Source organism: Arthrobacter arnarulunnguaqae, assembly GCF_051262515.1.
In the GTDB taxonomy this organism is placed as follows: Bacteria; Actinomycetota; Actinomycetes; order Actinomycetales; family Micrococcaceae; genus Arthrobacter_N.
In genome coordinates, this window is record NZ_JBIMER010000018.1 from 14,761 (window position 1) to 29,485 (window position 14,725).

Annotated in this window: 13 protein-coding genes and 1 tRNA gene; 13 read left to right on the top strand and 1 reads right to left on the bottom strand. The window is 67.0% G+C overall.

Annotated elements, in window-relative coordinates:
• The first annotated feature begins 27 nt into the window (after nt 1–27).
• From ACHAAJ_RS13370 to ACHAAJ_RS13420, 11 genes are all read left to right on the top strand, one after another.
• Entirely contained in the window at nt 28–1,398 is a 1,371-nt protein-coding gene (locus ACHAAJ_RS13370) for a glutamate-5-semialdehyde dehydrogenase (protein WP_435728685.1), read from the top strand.
• Nucleotides 1,399–1,495: 97 nt separating this feature from the next.
• Nucleotides 1,496–1,723: a hypothetical protein gene (locus ACHAAJ_RS13375; protein ID WP_435728686.1), complete on the top strand. Its 228-nt coding sequence runs from the start codon at nt 1,496–1,498 to the stop codon at nt 1,721–1,723.
• Nucleotides 1,677–2,348 (top strand): nicotinate-nucleotide adenylyltransferase, encoded by a 672-nt coding sequence (gene nadD, locus ACHAAJ_RS13380; protein ID WP_435728687.1) that lies wholly within the window; start codon nt 1,677–1,679, stop codon nt 2,346–2,348. The genes ACHAAJ_RS13375 and nadD overlap by 47 nt, the downstream gene beginning before the upstream one ends.
• A gap of 15 nt (nt 2,349–2,363) precedes the next feature.
• Nucleotides 2,364–3,368 carry a hypothetical protein gene (locus ACHAAJ_RS13385; protein WP_435728688.1) on the top strand — a complete coding sequence of 335 codons (1,005 nt, stop codon included), beginning with the start codon at nt 2,364–2,366 and terminating at the stop codon, nt 3,366–3,368.
• A 38-nt stretch (nt 3,369–3,406) separates the two neighbouring features.
• The gene (gene rsfS, locus ACHAAJ_RS13390) at nt 3,407–3,829 is read left to right on the top strand and encodes a ribosome silencing factor (protein ID WP_435728689.1); all 423 of its coding nucleotides are present in this window, start codon (nt 3,407–3,409) and stop codon (nt 3,827–3,829) included.
• Nucleotides 3,830–3,924: 95 nt separating this feature from the next.
• Nucleotides 3,925–4,000 (top strand) — tRNA-Ala (locus ACHAAJ_RS13395).
• A 450-nt stretch (nt 4,001–4,450) separates the two neighbouring features.
• Nucleotides 4,451–4,696 (top strand): glutaredoxin-like protein NrdH, encoded by a 246-nt coding sequence (nrdH, locus tag ACHAAJ_RS13400; RefSeq protein WP_435728690.1) that lies wholly within the window; start codon nt 4,451–4,453, stop codon nt 4,694–4,696.
• 33 nt (nt 4,697–4,729) lie between these two features.
• Nucleotides 4,730–5,224, top strand: a complete 495-nt coding sequence (gene nrdI, locus ACHAAJ_RS13405; RefSeq protein WP_435728691.1) for a class Ib ribonucleoside-diphosphate reductase assembly flavoprotein NrdI — start codon at nt 4,730–4,732, stop codon at nt 5,222–5,224.
• Nucleotides 5,225–5,241: 17 nt separating this feature from the next.
• Nucleotides 5,242–7,362: a class 1b ribonucleoside-diphosphate reductase subunit alpha gene (gene nrdE, locus ACHAAJ_RS13410; protein ID WP_435728727.1), complete on the top strand. Its 2,121-nt coding sequence runs from the start codon at nt 5,242–5,244 to the stop codon at nt 7,360–7,362.
• 99 nt (nt 7,363–7,461) lie between these two features.
• The gene (gene nrdF / locus ACHAAJ_RS13415; protein WP_435728692.1) at nt 7,462–8,436 is read left to right on the top strand and encodes a class 1b ribonucleoside-diphosphate reductase subunit beta; all 975 of its coding nucleotides are present in this window, start codon (nt 7,462–7,464) and stop codon (nt 8,434–8,436) included.
• Nucleotides 8,437–8,730: 294 nt separating this feature from the next.
• Nucleotides 8,731–10,836: a SpoIID/LytB domain-containing protein gene (locus tag ACHAAJ_RS13420; RefSeq protein ID WP_435728693.1), complete on the top strand. Its 2,106-nt coding sequence runs from the start codon at nt 8,731–8,733 to the stop codon at nt 10,834–10,836.
• Nucleotides 10,837–10,842: 6 nt separating this feature from the next.
• On the opposite strand, the gene ACHAAJ_RS13425 is transcribed toward ACHAAJ_RS13420, so the two are convergent.
• Nucleotides 10,843–12,369 (bottom strand): CYTH and CHAD domain-containing protein, encoded by a 1,527-nt coding sequence (locus tag ACHAAJ_RS13425; protein ID WP_435728694.1) that lies wholly within the window; start codon nt 12,367–12,369, stop codon nt 10,843–10,845.
• 160 nt (nt 12,370–12,529) lie between these two features.
• Here ACHAAJ_RS13425 and ACHAAJ_RS13430 point away from each other — a divergent pair, with 160 nt between their 5' ends.
• Nucleotides 12,530–12,997: an LpqB family beta-propeller domain-containing protein gene (locus tag ACHAAJ_RS13430; protein ID WP_435728695.1), complete on the top strand. Its 468-nt coding sequence runs from the start codon at nt 12,530–12,532 to the stop codon at nt 12,995–12,997.
• Nucleotides 12,994–14,691 carry a DUF5671 domain-containing protein gene (locus ACHAAJ_RS13435; protein ID WP_435728696.1) on the top strand — a complete coding sequence of 566 codons (1,698 nt, stop codon included), beginning with the start codon at nt 12,994–12,996 and terminating at the stop codon, nt 14,689–14,691. The genes ACHAAJ_RS13430 and ACHAAJ_RS13435 overlap by 4 nt, the downstream gene beginning before the upstream one ends.
• Nucleotides 14,692–14,725 lie beyond the last annotated feature (34 nt).

Here is a 14,725-nt window from a genome sequence, read left to right on the forward strand (position 1 = left end):
CGACGGCCCGGGTACTAAACTGGTGCCATGACCCAGCATGTCCACCAGGCTGAAGAAGCCGCGCCCGCCGACGCCCCCTCCCCATCCGCGCCCCACGCGGCGACGGAGACGACCCGGACGCCTCCGGTGGCACCGACGGGGCCCTCCGCGGTCGAGGCCGTTGCCGCCATGGCCGACCGGGCACGCCTCGCGTCGCGCCATCTGGCACGCGCGAACCGGGACTGGAAGGATCGGGGACTCAACGCCATCGGCCGGGCGCTGGATGCCGGGCGGCGCCCGGTGCTGGAGGCGAACGGGCGGGATCTCGACCGCGAGCGGTCGGCCGGCACCTCCGACGCCCTGCTCGACCGGCTCCGCCTGGACGATTCCCGCGTGGACGCCCTGGTGGGTGCCCTGGATGAACTCGCCGCCCTGCCCGATCCCGTCGGCAGCGTCCTCCGCGGGCAGACGCTGCCCAACGGGCTCCGCATGAGGCAGGTCTACGTCCCGATGGGAGTCGTTGGCGCCATCTACGAGGCCCGTCCCAACGTTACCGTCGACATCGCAGGCCTGGCGCTCAAGAGCGGCAACGCAGTGCTGCTCAGGGGCGGTTCCGCGGCCGCCGAGACCAATCGTGTCCTGGTGCATCTCATCCGCGATGCCCTGCGCGAAGCGGGGCTCCCCGCCGATGCGGTGCAGAGCGTGGACGAATACGGGCGCGCCGGTGCCAATGCGCTGATGGGTGCCCGCGGAAAAGTGGACGTGCTGATTCCGCGCGGCGGACGGTCCCTGATCCAGTCCGTGGTAAAGAACGCCCAGGTTCCCGTCATCGAGACGGGGGAGGGCAATGTGCACATTTATCTGGACGAATCCGCGGACGAGGCCGCAGCCGTCGAGATTCTCCTGAACGCCAAAACACAACGGCCGTCGGTCTGCAACACGGTCGAGACCCTGCTCGTACACCCCGGTTCCACCGCCGCGCCCGCTGTCCTCGCCGCGCTGGCCGCGGCCGGTGTACGGCTCCATGCCGACCCCCGCGCCGCGGGCATCGCGGGGGACACCCCCACAGTGGCGGCCACCGACGAGGATTGGGCCACCGAATACATGGACCTCGACCTCGCCGTCGCGGTGGTGGATACATTGGACGACGCACTGGAGCACATCCGTCGCTGGTCGACGGGACACACGGAGGCCATCCTTACCAACAATCTGGTCAACGCGGAGCGTTTCGTCGCCGAAGTCGATTCCGCGGCGGTGATCGTCAACGCATCCACGCGCTTCACGGACGGTGGACAGCTGGGTCTGGGTGCCGAGGTGGGCATCTCGACGCAGAAGATGCACGCGCGCGGCCCCATGGGCCTGCGGGAGCTGACGACCACCAAGTGGATCGTTCAGGGCGACGGCCACGTCCGTTCGTAGACCCTTGGCCCAGTAGGTACGATAGAGCCCAAGCAAGATCAGTTTCGCGCGCCCCCGACCGGGTCCTCCGCGTGGACGGAACCAAACTAGGAGAGACATGCTCACTCAGCAGTTCGCAGCAGTGCTGGCCAGCGCGGCGGAAGTCGAAGCCGAGTCCGCGACCGGCACAGCCCTTCTGGTCGGAGGCAGCATCATGGCGCTGTTCCTTCTGATGCTTCTGGTCACGGTTTCCTTCTCCAACGTCGGCCGGCGCCACGAGATCCACGCAGAGATTCCGGATGCCCACCGCCAGCACGCCAACAAGCACGGCGTCGAGCATCACTAGCGAAACCGAGGCAAAGGGCTCCGCGCGGCCCTTTCGCCTGGGGGTGATGGGAGGCACGTTCGATCCCATCCACCACGGGCACCTGGTCGCCGCGAGCGAGGTGGCCGCGGAATTCGATCTCGACGAAGTGGTGTTCGTGCCCACGGGCCGTCCGTGGCAGAAGTCGCACCGCGTGGTCACGGATTCCGAACACCGGTATCTCATGACCGTGGTGGCCACGGCGTCGAATCCCCGTTTCACGGTCAGCCGCGTGGACATCGAGCGTCCCGGGCCGACGTACACCATCGACACGTTGCGGGACCTTCGCCGACTCCGCCCCGAGGCAGACCTCTTCTTCATCACGGGTGCCGACGCGATGGCGCAAATCCTTTCGTGGAAGGACATCGACGAGTTGTGGAGTCTGGCGCACTTCGTGGGCGTCACCCGACCGGGACACGAACTTCCCGACCTCGGACGGCAGGACGTCAGCCTGCTGGAGGTGCCCGCGATGGCCATTTCGTCCACCGCGTGCAGGACCCGGGTACAGACCGACAAGCCGGTCTGGTACCTCGTGCCGGACGGGGTGGTTCAGTACATCGCCAAATACGAGTTGTATAGTGACGACGGCGGAGACGACAGCGCCTAGCCGGGAATGGATAGCATGAGCGACGACCAAGGGCCCGCGGTGAGCCGCCGGTCCCTGCGCGAAAAGAGACGAGCCGGGGAGGCCGCGAGCCGCAACGAGCGTTCGTCGGCCGACGGCGTCGAACACAATCCTTCGTCGCCCGAAGACCCAGCGGCTCCCCAGCACGCCCCCATAGCCGAACCGACCGACGCCACCGCGGCACGGGTCGCCCGCGCCAACCGGTCGCGCCGTGCCGCGGACGCTCCGGTCGACGCGGTGCCCGAACGCACCTCCCTGCAACGGGCCCGGGACCGCGAGGCACTGCGTACCCGGCGACGTCTCGAGACGGGCACGGCTTCCGAGGCCGCGCCGGGGGCGAGCCCCGGACCCGTGACGCGCCGGCAGCTGCGGCTGCAGTCGCTTGCGGTGGCCAAGGCCGAGTCGGCGCAAGAAAATTCGGCCGAGGCCAACGACGACGGCATGAGCGTCGAGGCGGCGCTCGCGGCGCGGCGCGAGCTGATGGGGCTGACACCCGGCACGGACGAGGACGCTGACGAGTCGGCACCCGACGACACCGGGCTGATGAACCTGGAGCGACTCGCCAAGCAACGCGAACATGCCGCGCGCGCGGCGGTCATCAATCGACGGGTCGCCGAGCGCCGCCGCCTCGAACAAGCCAACTCGCAACGTCTGCAGCAGGTGCGCTCGGACCCGTTTACGGGCTCCATGACCCAGCTTCGGGACCAACAGGCGGAGAAGGACCTGGCCAACACGGGTGTCCGCGGACCGCAAACCAGCGGTTTTCGGCTCGAGCTGGCGGCGAAACCGCCGGTCGGGCCCACGGAACCCGAAGTCGGAGCGGCGGTCCGGCCCGATGCCATACCCGTTCAAGCCGTCACGGCCCAGGGGCTGGATCCGCTGGACTACATGACCGCCGGAGTGCGTCGGGCGAATCGCCTGGCTCTCGTGGTCCTTGGATCGCTGGTCGTGGGAGCGGCAACGCTCGTGACCGGCCTGATCCTGATGATGAACTCACGCTAGGCGCCGCCTGGCGTCTGCAACACCTACTAAGGAGCCCCATGGCCTCTGCAGACCACTCCCTCGAAATCATCCGCATCGCCGCGCTCGCCGCGGCGGACAAGCTTGCGGAGAACCTGGTCGCGCTTGACGTGAGCGAACGCCTCGGGATCACCGACGCGTTCCTCATCGCCTCGGCTTCCAGCGAACGCCAGGTCAATGCCATCGTCGACGGGATCGAGCACGCGCTCGGGGAGTCGATGGACCTGCGTCCCGTCCGCCGCGAGGGTCGAGGCGAGGGCCGGTGGGTCCTGCTCGATTACCTCGACGTCGTGATCCACGTCCAGCACGAGGAGGACCGTGTCTTCTATGCCCTGGATCGCCTGTGGAGCGACTGCCCGTCGATCGAGCTCCCCACCACGGGAGAACCGGGCAAGCCGGTTATCGAGCAGGATACGGTCCAGGAAGCCGCCGAGCAGGATTAGCGCCGCCCTCCTGCCGGGATTTGCACCCCGGTTTTCCGGTGCCCTATGATGGATGAGTTGTCCACCGGATCGCTCCGGCCGGACGGCACCCGTTTGGGGGTATGGCGCAGTTGGTAGCGCGTCTGCATGGCATGCAGAAGGTCAGGGGTTCGAATCCCCTTACCTCCACCAAAGGGACGCATCGCATCGAGGCACCCCGGTCATCCGACCGGGGTGCCTTCGCGTTGGGTCGGTCCGCGCATGGCGGGGCGATCAATTGGAAAACCGTTGTCGACGACACGCCGAGCCGCGCTCGACACGCCATGAGTCGCGCCTATGGGTTCCGACTCCACAGCCTGTGGACGGTCGCGCCGGAACTCCGGATTCGCGGGGGAGAACGGCTGTCTTTTCTCCACATGGGCTGTGGACTATGGAGTCCACGAATGACATACTTGTAATACATCATCTAGGGGTCGGCGTACCCCGACTGCACTACATGTAGTATTGAAATCGCTGGAGCGGCCTAGGGGGTCGGTACGGGAAAGAGCCCGAAATTGCCCCGTTTGACGCCGTGGTCCAGGGCGGTCGGGCATCCGGACCGGAACCATTTAAACAGACATTTCGCATGAGGGGATCAGGGCCATGACCGTCACGGTTTACACGAAACCAGCCTGCGTTCAGTGCAACGCAACCTACCGCGCACTGGACAAGAAGGGCATCGCCTACCAGAGCGTGGACATCTCCCAGGATCCCGAGGCGCTGGAGCGCGTCCGGGCCCTCGGGTACATGCAGGCGCCGGTGGTCATCACCGAGGCCGACCACTGGTCCGGCTTCCGCCCGGACAAGATCAACGAGCTCGCGCTGGCCGCGACGTCCTCCGTCGCCTAGGCAGCACCCCAGCAAGCAATCAAGGCGGTTCCCATGCCACGAGGAGTAGCGGTGGCCCCGGGCCGGTCCTCACGGGACCGGTCCCCGGACGGAGCCGGCACAACCACCACGGCCACGTCCCTGGTCCACTTTTCCTCGGCCTCCGGCTACACGCAGCGGTTCGTCGAAAAATTGGGTCTCGAATCGACCCGGATACCGCTCTACGCGAGCGAACCGGAACTCGTGGCCACCGGTCCTTACGTCCTGCTTCTTCCCACCTACGGTGGCGAGGAGGGCAGGCATTCGATTCCCCCACAGGTCCTGCGATTCCTCAACAACGCGGGGAACAGGGACTTGTTGCGCGGCGTCATCGGCGCCGGCAACACCAACTTCGGAACCTCCTATTGCCTTGCCGCGCGCAAGATCGCCGCCAAGTGCGACGTTCCGCTTCTCTATAGATTTGAACTCATGGGCACGCCGGAAGACGTGGACCTCGTACGCCAAGGATTGGAACAGTTTTGGACACAACAGTCGCAGAGCCGGCCGTGACCACGGACGGCAAGGAAATGCCCGCCGCATTCGAAGGGCTCGGGTACCACGAGCTCAACGCCATGCTGAATCTCTACGGCAAGGACGGCCGCATCCAGTTCGGCGCCGACCGGGCGGCCGCGCGCCAGTACTTCCTGGACCACGTGAACAACAACACGGTGTTCTTCCACGACCTGGACGAGAAGCTCGAGTACCTCATCAAGCACGAGTACTACGAGCGCGAAACGCTCGACCAGTACACGATGAACTTCGTGCGCGATCTGTTCTCCCGCGCCTACAAGAAGAAGTTCCGCTTCGAGACTTTCCTTGGCGCCTTCAAGTTCTACACCTCCTACACGCTCAAGACGTTCGACGGCAAGCGCTACCTGGAACGCTACGAGGACCGCGTGTGCATGGTCGCCCTGCACCTCGCGCGTGGGGACGAGGAGCTGGCCACCCAGCTGGTCGACGAGATCATCGACGGCCGCTTCCAGCCGGCCACGCCGACGTTCCTCAACGCCGGCAAGGCCCAGCGCGGAGAGCTCGTGTCCTGCTTCCTGCTGCGCATCGAGGACAACATGGAGTCGATCGCCCGCGGCATCAACTCCTCCCTGCAGCTCTCCAAGCGCGGTGGTGGCGTGGCCCTCTCGCTGACGAACATCCGCGAATACGGCGCCCCGATCAAGCAGATCGAGAACCAGTCTTCCGGCGTGATCCCCGTGATGAAGCTCCTCGAGGACAGCTTCTCCTACGCCAACCAGCTCGGTGCCCGCCAGGGGGCCGGCGCCGTCTACCTGCACGCCCACCACCCGGACATCCACCGGTTCCTGGACACGAAGCGGGAGAACGCGGACGAGAAGATCCGCATCAAGACCCTGTCCCTCGGCGTCGTGATCCCGGACATCACGTTCGAGCTGGCCAGGAAGAACGAGGACATGTACCTGTTCTCCCCGTACGACGTCCAGCGCGTCTACGGAGTGCCCTTCTCCGACATCTCCGTGACGGAGAAGTACTACGAGATGGTCGACGACGCGCGGATCAAGAAGACCAAGATCAGCGCCCGCGAGTTCTTCCAGACCCTGGCCGAGATCCAGTTCGAGTCCGGCTACCCGTACCTCATGTTCGAGGACACGGTGAACCGCGCGAACCCGATCAAGGGCAAGATCACCATGAGCAACCTGTGCTCGGAGATCCTGCAGGTGTCCTCCCCGTCCGTGTACGCGGAGGACCTGGGTTACGACGTCGTCGGCAAGGACATCTCCTGCAACCTGGGCTCGATGAACATCGCCAAGGCGATGGATTCGCCGGACCTGGGCGCCTCGGTGGAGACGGCCATCCGCGCCCTCAGCGCCGTGTCGGACATGTCCTACATCTCCTCCGTCCCGTCCATCGCCGAGGGCAACGAGCAGTCGCACGCCATCGGCCTCGGCCAGATGAACCTGCACGGCTACCTGGCGCGCGAACGGGTCCACTACGGCTCCGAGGAGGGCCTGGACTTCACGAACATCTACTTCTACACCGTGCTGTTCCACGCCCTGCGCTCCTCCAACCGGCTGGCCATGGAAAAGGGGGAGGCCTTCGGCGGCTTCGCCGACTCGAAATACGCGACGGGCGAGTTCTTCGACAAGTACACGGAGCAGGAGTGGGTGCCGCAGACCGAACGCGTCGGCGAGCTCTTCGACGGCGTGCACATCCCGACGCGGGAGGACTGGCTGGAGCTGAAGGCGTCCGTCATGGAGCACGGCATCTACAACCAGAACCTGCAGGCCGTTCCGCCGACCGGGTCGATCTCCTACATCAACAACTCCACCTCCTCGATCCACCCGGTGGCGTCGAAGATCGAGATCCGCAAGGAGGGCAAGATCGGGCGCGTCTACTACCCGGCGCCCTACCTGGACAACGACAACCTGGAGTACTACGCGGACGCGTACGAGATCGGCTACGAGAAGATCATCGACACCTACGCGGCCGCCACCCAGCACGTGGACCAGGGCCTGTCGCTGACGCTGTTCTTCAAGGACACCGCCACGACCCGCGACATCAACAAGGCGCAGATCTACGCGTGGCGCAGGGGCATCAAGACGCTCTACTACATCCGTCTCCGCCAGCTCGCGCTGGAGGGGACCGAGGTTGAGGGCTGCGTCTCCTGCATGCTGTAGTCGCCGCTGGCGCACACGTACGACGGCGGGTGCCACCCGCCGTCGTACGCATAGATTCGAATTACCCTTTGCAATGCTCAAGGAAAGTCAGGGGATGACATGACCGAGAAGGTCAAACTGCTCAGCCACGTCGAAGCGATCAACTGGAACCGCATCCAGGACGATAAGGACGTCGAGGTGTGGAACCGACTGGTCAACAACTTCTGGCTGCCGGAGAAGATCCCGCTGTCCAACGACGTCCAGTCGTGGGGGACGCTCACCGAGGCCGAGAAGCTGCTCACCATGCGCGTCTTCACCGGGCTGACGCTGCTGGACACGCTTCAGGGCACCGTCGGCGCCGTCTCGCTCATCCCCGATGCGATCACCCCGCACGAGGAGGCCGTCTACACGAACATCGCGTTCATGGAGTCGGTCCACGCCAAGAGCTATTCCTCGATCTTCTCCACGCTCGCCTCCACCAAGGAGATCGACGACGCGTTCCGCTGGTCCACGGAGAACGAGAACCTGCAGAAGAAGGCCCGGATCGTCGAGGGCTACTACCACGGCGACGATCCGCTGAAGAAGAAGATCGCCTCCACGCTGCTGGAGTCGTTCCTGTTCTACTCCGGCTTCTACCTGCCGATGTACTGGTCCTCGCGCGCCAAGCTCACGAACACGGCCGACCTGATCCGCCTGATCATCCGCGACGAGGCCGTCCACGGGTACTACATCGGCTACAAGTTCCAGAAGGGCATCGAGTCCCTGAGCGAGGAGCGCAAGCAAGAGCTCAAGGACTACACGTTCGAGCTGCTCTTCGAGCTGTACGAGAACGAGGTCCAGTACACGCACGACCTGTACGACGGCGTCGGGCTGAGCGAGGACGTCAAGAAGTTCCTGCACTACAACGCCAACAAGGCCCTGATGAACCTGGGCTACGAGGCGATGTTCCCGGCCTCCGTCACGGACGTGAACCCGGCCATCCTGTCGGCTCTGAGTCCCAACGCGGACGAGAACCACGACTTCTTCTCCGGCTCGGGATCCTCCTACGTCATCGGCAAGGCCGTGAACACCGAAGACGAGGACTGGGAGTTCTAGGACCTCCCACGGGAGCGACCGACTGCACCCCAGAGCCTGCGGATTCCAAAGGGCCTGCCCCCGCGCTGGGGCAGGCCCTTTGCCGCGTCCTTGGCGGGTCCACGAGGGGATTGCCACGCCAAACCTGCACCCCTTCGGCGTGTCGTCGCTTGACGCGCCACAAATAGATACACAATACGCACTTTTACCCCTACAGTTTTCCTCAGCAACTTTCATCACTCGCTGCACGGGGGAACCATGAACACCAATGTCGCCTTACCTCGACCTGTCCGATTCGCGACGAGGGCGCGTTGGATGTCCGTGGCGACTCTGGCCGTCCTCTCCTTCGGGATTGGTGCGGCGGGACCCGCAGGTGCCATGCCGCTGCCCGTGGCGGCCGCCGTTGCGCCGACGACGGCGGCGTCGGCACTCCCCGCCGCCACAACGAAGACCAGCACCACATACGCGACGAGCGCAAACCTCTACCTCCGCACCGGAGCGTCCACCCGTCACCGCGCCATCGTGCTGCTGAAAAAGGGCACCAAGCTCACCGTGCGGGCCACTAAGGGCTCCTGGTACCAGGTCACGGCCAACGGGCGTACAGGTTGGGTGGCCAGGTCCTACGTCACGAAGACCATCGCCAAGGTCGTTGTTCCGCAGCCAACCGCCCCGACCACCGCGAAGAACGTTAAACACACCACCACGGCGAACCTGCTGCTGCGTCGCAGCGCGCCGACCGGAGCAGCAATCACGACCCTGAGGAAGGGTTCCACGGTCGTCACCACCGGAGCCGCCCGCAAGGTCTCCGGGACCACCTGGTACCAGGTCAAGTACGGCTCGCTCACCGGGTGGTCCGCGAGCGCGTACCTCAAGATGGCGCCCGCGGCCAAGCCCGTCGCCCAACCCGTCGCCAAGCCGGTGGCGAAGGCCCCAACGGCGCCAAAAATCGTCTCGGGTAAGCCCGGGAAGTTCACGACGACGGCCAACGTGTACCTGCGTGTGTCGGCGCCGGCTGGCCGGGTCCTGACGCTGATGTCCAAGGGCACGGCGGTGGCCGCCACGGGCAAGACCGTGAATCACGGAACGATCGTTTGGCGGCAGGTGAAGGTCGGGACCGCCACGGGCTGGACTTCCGGGTCCTATTTGGCGGCGTACGTCGCCCCGCCCGCCGTGGCGCGTCCAGTTGCACCGCCGGTCGTCGCCCCTGCTCCCGCTCCGGCCCCTGCTCCCGCTCCGGCCGATCCGCCCGGCGTGGACCACGTCGACGTCCCCGCGACGTTCGCGATTTCCGGTGCGGGATGGGGCCACGGCGTCGGCATGAGCCAGTACGGCGCGCAGGGGATGGCCAAGGCCGGCTCCGGCGCGGCGGCGATCCTGGAGCACTACTACGCGCCGGCCCGCACGGCGACGACGACGGCCCTGGCCTCCAGCGACATCAGGGTCCAACTGTTGTCCACGACCGCCAGCACGATCACCCCGTCCGGGGGACGCCTGCGAATCCTTGACGGGTCCGCGAGACTGGCCACCACGTCGTCGCCCGTGTCGCTCAAGCTCGTCAACGGAAAGGTGGTTGCCACGATGGGCTCCGAGACGCACACGGTCGACGGCGCCCTCACGGTCCAGTGGGAGGGGACCCGCCACTGGCCCGGTGCGGTCGTCGGCACCGTATCCGTCCCCAACGCCAACGGCGGATCCGCCGCCGGCACGTACCGGCACGGACAGATCGAGGTGTCCGTCCTGGGCGGCAAGCTGAACCTCGTGAACCAGCTCCGCATGAACGACGAGTATCTCTACGGTCTCGCCGAAATGCCGTCCAGCTGGGAGCCGGCCGCGCTTCAGGCGCAGGCCATCGCCGGCCGGACATACGCGATGCGCAACATGGCGACCCTAAAGTCCGCCTGCGGCTGCAACGTCTACGACGAGGTCGCCTCGCAGAAGTTCACCGGGTGGGGCAAGGAAAACGAGGGCGGCGGCGTGAGCGGCGCCAAGTGGAAGGCCGCCGTGGACGCCACACAGACCAAGGCCTCCGGCATCCCAACCTCCGCCACCGTGGTCAAGTACAACGGCTACCTGATCGACGCCGTCTACTTCTCCTCCTCCGGCGGCATGACCCGCACGGCACAGTCCGTGTGGGGCAACCCCCACGCGTATCTCCAGTCCCGCGGCGACGCCTACTCGGTGTCCCCGCTCTCCGGCAACCCGAACCGGGCGTGGGCCTACACGGCAACCCAGTCCAAGATGGCGACGGCGTTCGGCATCGGAGACATCGTGTCCGTGTCCGTGGCCAAGAACGCAGACCTCACCATCTCCTCGGCGACCGCCACGGCCGCCAACGGTGAAACGCGCACGATCACCGGCGCGAAGTTCCGAGCCTCGCTCCCCACCAAGTCGGCGTGGATCACCGGCGTATCGGCGCCTTAGCACCGGTCAGGCAAGCGGTGGCTGCGCCCGCAGCTTCCTGAGCGCCTTCCGGTAGCGGCGGCGGGCGGATTCTGCCGCGGACTCCTCTTCGGCGGCCAGTTCGCCATATATCCGCAGCTCCGCGGGAGCGGGGCCCGGCGTTACGCCGGTTTCCGCGTCCGTCTGCCTTTCGGAGAGAAACTGGCGGGTTAGAACACTGTCCTGGTGGTCCCCGAGGATCCGTTGGATCCGCCGTGCGGAGCGCCCCAAGCGCTTCGCAGGCTTACCGAGGACCTGAGTGGCGGGCTCCGTCGCGTGCCGGAGGCGCTTCGCGTTCTTGCGCACCCGGTGCAGAGCCGCGTCCCGACGTTTTCCGGCGCCCGTCCTGGCGGCCGAATCGGCGGACGCCCGGAACCGGGCGGCATCCCGGTCCACCAGTTTCGGCATCGTCGCGGCCGCGGCCTTGCCCCCGAGCCCCTTGCGCCTCCGAAGGATGGCCACGTTGTCCAAGGTGTCCAACAGGGCGAAATAGCGCTCCGAGTCGATGGCCTTCAACGTCCGCCGGTATCCCTCCGCGTGGTCCTGGTCCAGCCGCGCGGCAAGCCGACGGAGTCCCCGGTCCGCGGCCTCATCGCGCGACGAGTGAGGACCCAGGAGCCGGTCCCGCAGGACCTGGGCGTCGCGTGCGCCGCCCAGTGCGCCGGCCAGCCACTTCAATTCGGCCGAGAGTGCGGCCCGGGCAGGACAGCGCAGCACGCGCCCGTAGACGCCGAGCACCGAACGGATCCGCCGGATTGCCGATCTCATGCGGTGCACGGCGTCCGGATCGTCGCAGCGTACGCCCGCGTCGGCGTCCATCAACTCGGTTGTCTGCGCGGCCACGTAGGCCTCCACCACGTGCCATACCCGAAGATTCCTGCCGCCGCGGCGTTCAGTGGCCGGCGTCCGGCGGGGGTAGGCATTCCCGAGCGCCCGTTCGACGTCGGAGGTCGCTTCCGTCAGGGGCGCACCGACCGTCGCCAGGAGACCGGAGGCGCCCCGCGGCTCGCGGGCGCCGTGCCGCGCCGGAACGACGGCCCACGTCCGCCGTGGTGCGCACGGCGGCTCCTGCGCGTACGACTCGCCGGTGACAGAACTGTCGATGAAATCGGCCACATGTTCGCCCGAGTGCCCGTACAGCCGCCGAACGGTGCGGTGCTCCGTCGTCCGGGCGACGCGCACCAGGGACTCCCCGCGCGTGATCGCGCGCACGCGGTCCGCGATGGGCGGCGGCACCGCGTCCTCGCGGCCCAAGGGCACGACATCCGGGGGCACGACGTCGTCCGCGTGCGCCGCGGCGGCCGGGAGGCCGTCGATCCGCCAACCCGCGTTCACGCCACCGGTTCTGCGCCGGATTCCCATGCCCCGGACGGCGAGCCGCAGAGTGGCCGTGTCGAAGTGGACGTCGATGTGGTGTTCGTCGAATGGCTCGGCCACTCCGGCGATCCCCGGGAGGACGGTCAGGTCCGGCGGAACGGCATCCGCGGCAACCACGTAGCGCCCTGTTTCCGCCATTTCGATGATCTCCCGTCGTGGCCGTCGTACCCGTGTCTACCCACGCTAGGCCCGGCATACCGGCGCGGCAATGCCGCCTGTCCCGGCAGCTGCGGGCCCCGTGCCGATTCGTGACCTGAACGCGCTAGTCAACCCCCCATCCCCGGGCCATAATGTGGCCATGAACGAAGCCCGGAAGAAACCGGACAGGACACTGCTGGGCATCGCCGCGGCCGTTGCTGTCCTGGTCGTTGTTGCCCTCGCCGTCGTGTTCACGCGTGGAGAGCCCGAGATGCTTGACGAGGGCACGCCGCAAGGCGTCGTCCAACGCTATGCCGCAGCCGTCATCGACGGCGACGAGGCACTGGCGGCGGAGTATCTGACCGAACGGGCGAAAAAGAATTGCGAGGGTTTCGGCGAGTCGTTCTCATCCGACATGCGCGTGACCCTCATCTCGACCACGGAGCGGCCGAATTCCGCCGACGTCGAGGTCACCCTCACCGTCGGCCAAGGCGGCGGCAACCCCCTCGGAGCCTCGGAATACGAGACGGAGGGTCGATTCGATCTCACTCGTTCAGGTGACAGATGGCTCATCGACACCGCCCCTTGGGAGCTGGCGGCCTGCCCCCCTGCAGGATTCGAAGAATGAGCGCCGCGACGACGTCGTCTACCGGCCGTGCGCCGAGCCGGACGCAATCGACCGTGAGGCGACTGGTGGTCTACGTCCTCCTGTTCGTTCTGGTGGCGACGGCGGCCGGCGGTCTCAGCGGCCTCGTGGCGCGGCTGCTCGGTGAAGGAGCCGAATTCGCCGGGACCGATGTCACTGGACTGGCGCTCTCGCTGGCCTTCACCCTCATTGCCGGTCCCTTGGCGGCGCTCTTGTGGTGGGTCGTGTGGAGGCGCGCCGACACGGACACGGAACGCTCCGCGTTGTCGTGGGGCCTTTACGTCTCTGCCATGTACATCGTGGCCCTCGTGACCGCCACGGTGTCGCTGCTCTCGCTGCTGGCCGACGCCGTGGCCGGCCAGCCACACCGCTGGCAGTCGAACCTGTCCACCGGATTCATCTGGGCAGCCGTGTGGTTATGGCACCTGTGGATGTCGCGTCACCGGACGAAGGGACCACTCAGGTTGCACAGCGTCCCCTGCGTCATCGGCGCCGCCTATGGTCTGCTCATCGCCGTCGCCAACGGGATTGGCGCAATCGCGGGGGTCTTGGACGCGGCAGTGCGTGCGCTGGCCGATGCCACGACGGTGGGGGGGCCGTGGTGGACGTCGGTCCTCGGCGCAGCGGCCTGGGCAGTCGGGGGTGCGGCCATCTGGTGGTGGCACTGGATGCGACAGTCCGCACGTAACCTCCGTGGCGGCCTGGCCGACGTCGTCCTGCTGGTGGTCGGGATCCTGCTTGCCGCGGCGCTCGCCCTCGGCGGTATGGGAACAGTGCTTTTTGTGCTGCTCCGACTGGCCCTGGACCGGACGGATCCGGTCGTGGAACTCGTCGGTCCGCTGCCGATGGCTCTGGCGGCCGGCGCCATCGGCCTTCTGGTGTGGGCCTACCACCACCCTGAGGCTGTCTCCCGCGGCCAGACCCCGAGCCTGGCCGCCCGGCTGGTGGTCTCCGCGGTTGCCCTCGTGGGGGCGGCCACCGGTATCGGCGTGGTCGTGAACTCGCTCATGGCGCTGGCCGCCACCCCCTTGGCCGGAGCGGATGCCCGGACCCTGCTTCTGGGCGGCATCAGCGCCCTCTTGGTCGGCGCCCCCATTTGGTGGATCGTCTGGCGTCCCGCCGCGGCCGCCGACCCCGCAGGCAGGCGGGTGTACCTCGTTGCCGTCTTTGGGGTGAGCGCCGTCGTCGCGCTGGTGACCCTTCTGGTCATCGGTTTCCGCCTTTTCGAGTTCCTTCTCGACGACGTCACCGGGTCCAGCCTGTTGGAGCGGATTCGAGCCCCGTTCGGGTTGCTGGCGGCCACCTGCCTCGTCGCCGCCTACCACTTCGGCCTGTGGCGGCGGGACCGCTCGGCGCTCGCCGTCGCCTCAGAAGCAGGGAGCTCCGGCGACGTTGCCGGCATCGAGCGGATCAGCGTAGAACGCGTCGTACTCGTCGTTTCGCACGACGACGGCGGCGCGCTCGCCTCGACTATCCGCGAGGCCACGGGGGCCCGCGTGACGGTGTGGGTCCGAGGGGACACCGACGATGGTGCCCAGGGGTCCCTGCCTGACGGGGCGGCGCTGGTGGGGGAACTGGTGGGCCGGTTAACCGGTGTGTCCGCGCGCCGGGTCCTGGTCCTGGTGGACGCCGACGATAGCCTGGAAGTCATTCCGATCGGCGCCGAGGTGGGTTAGGAACCGGTTTCCCCGGCGGCGCGGGGCGGCATAG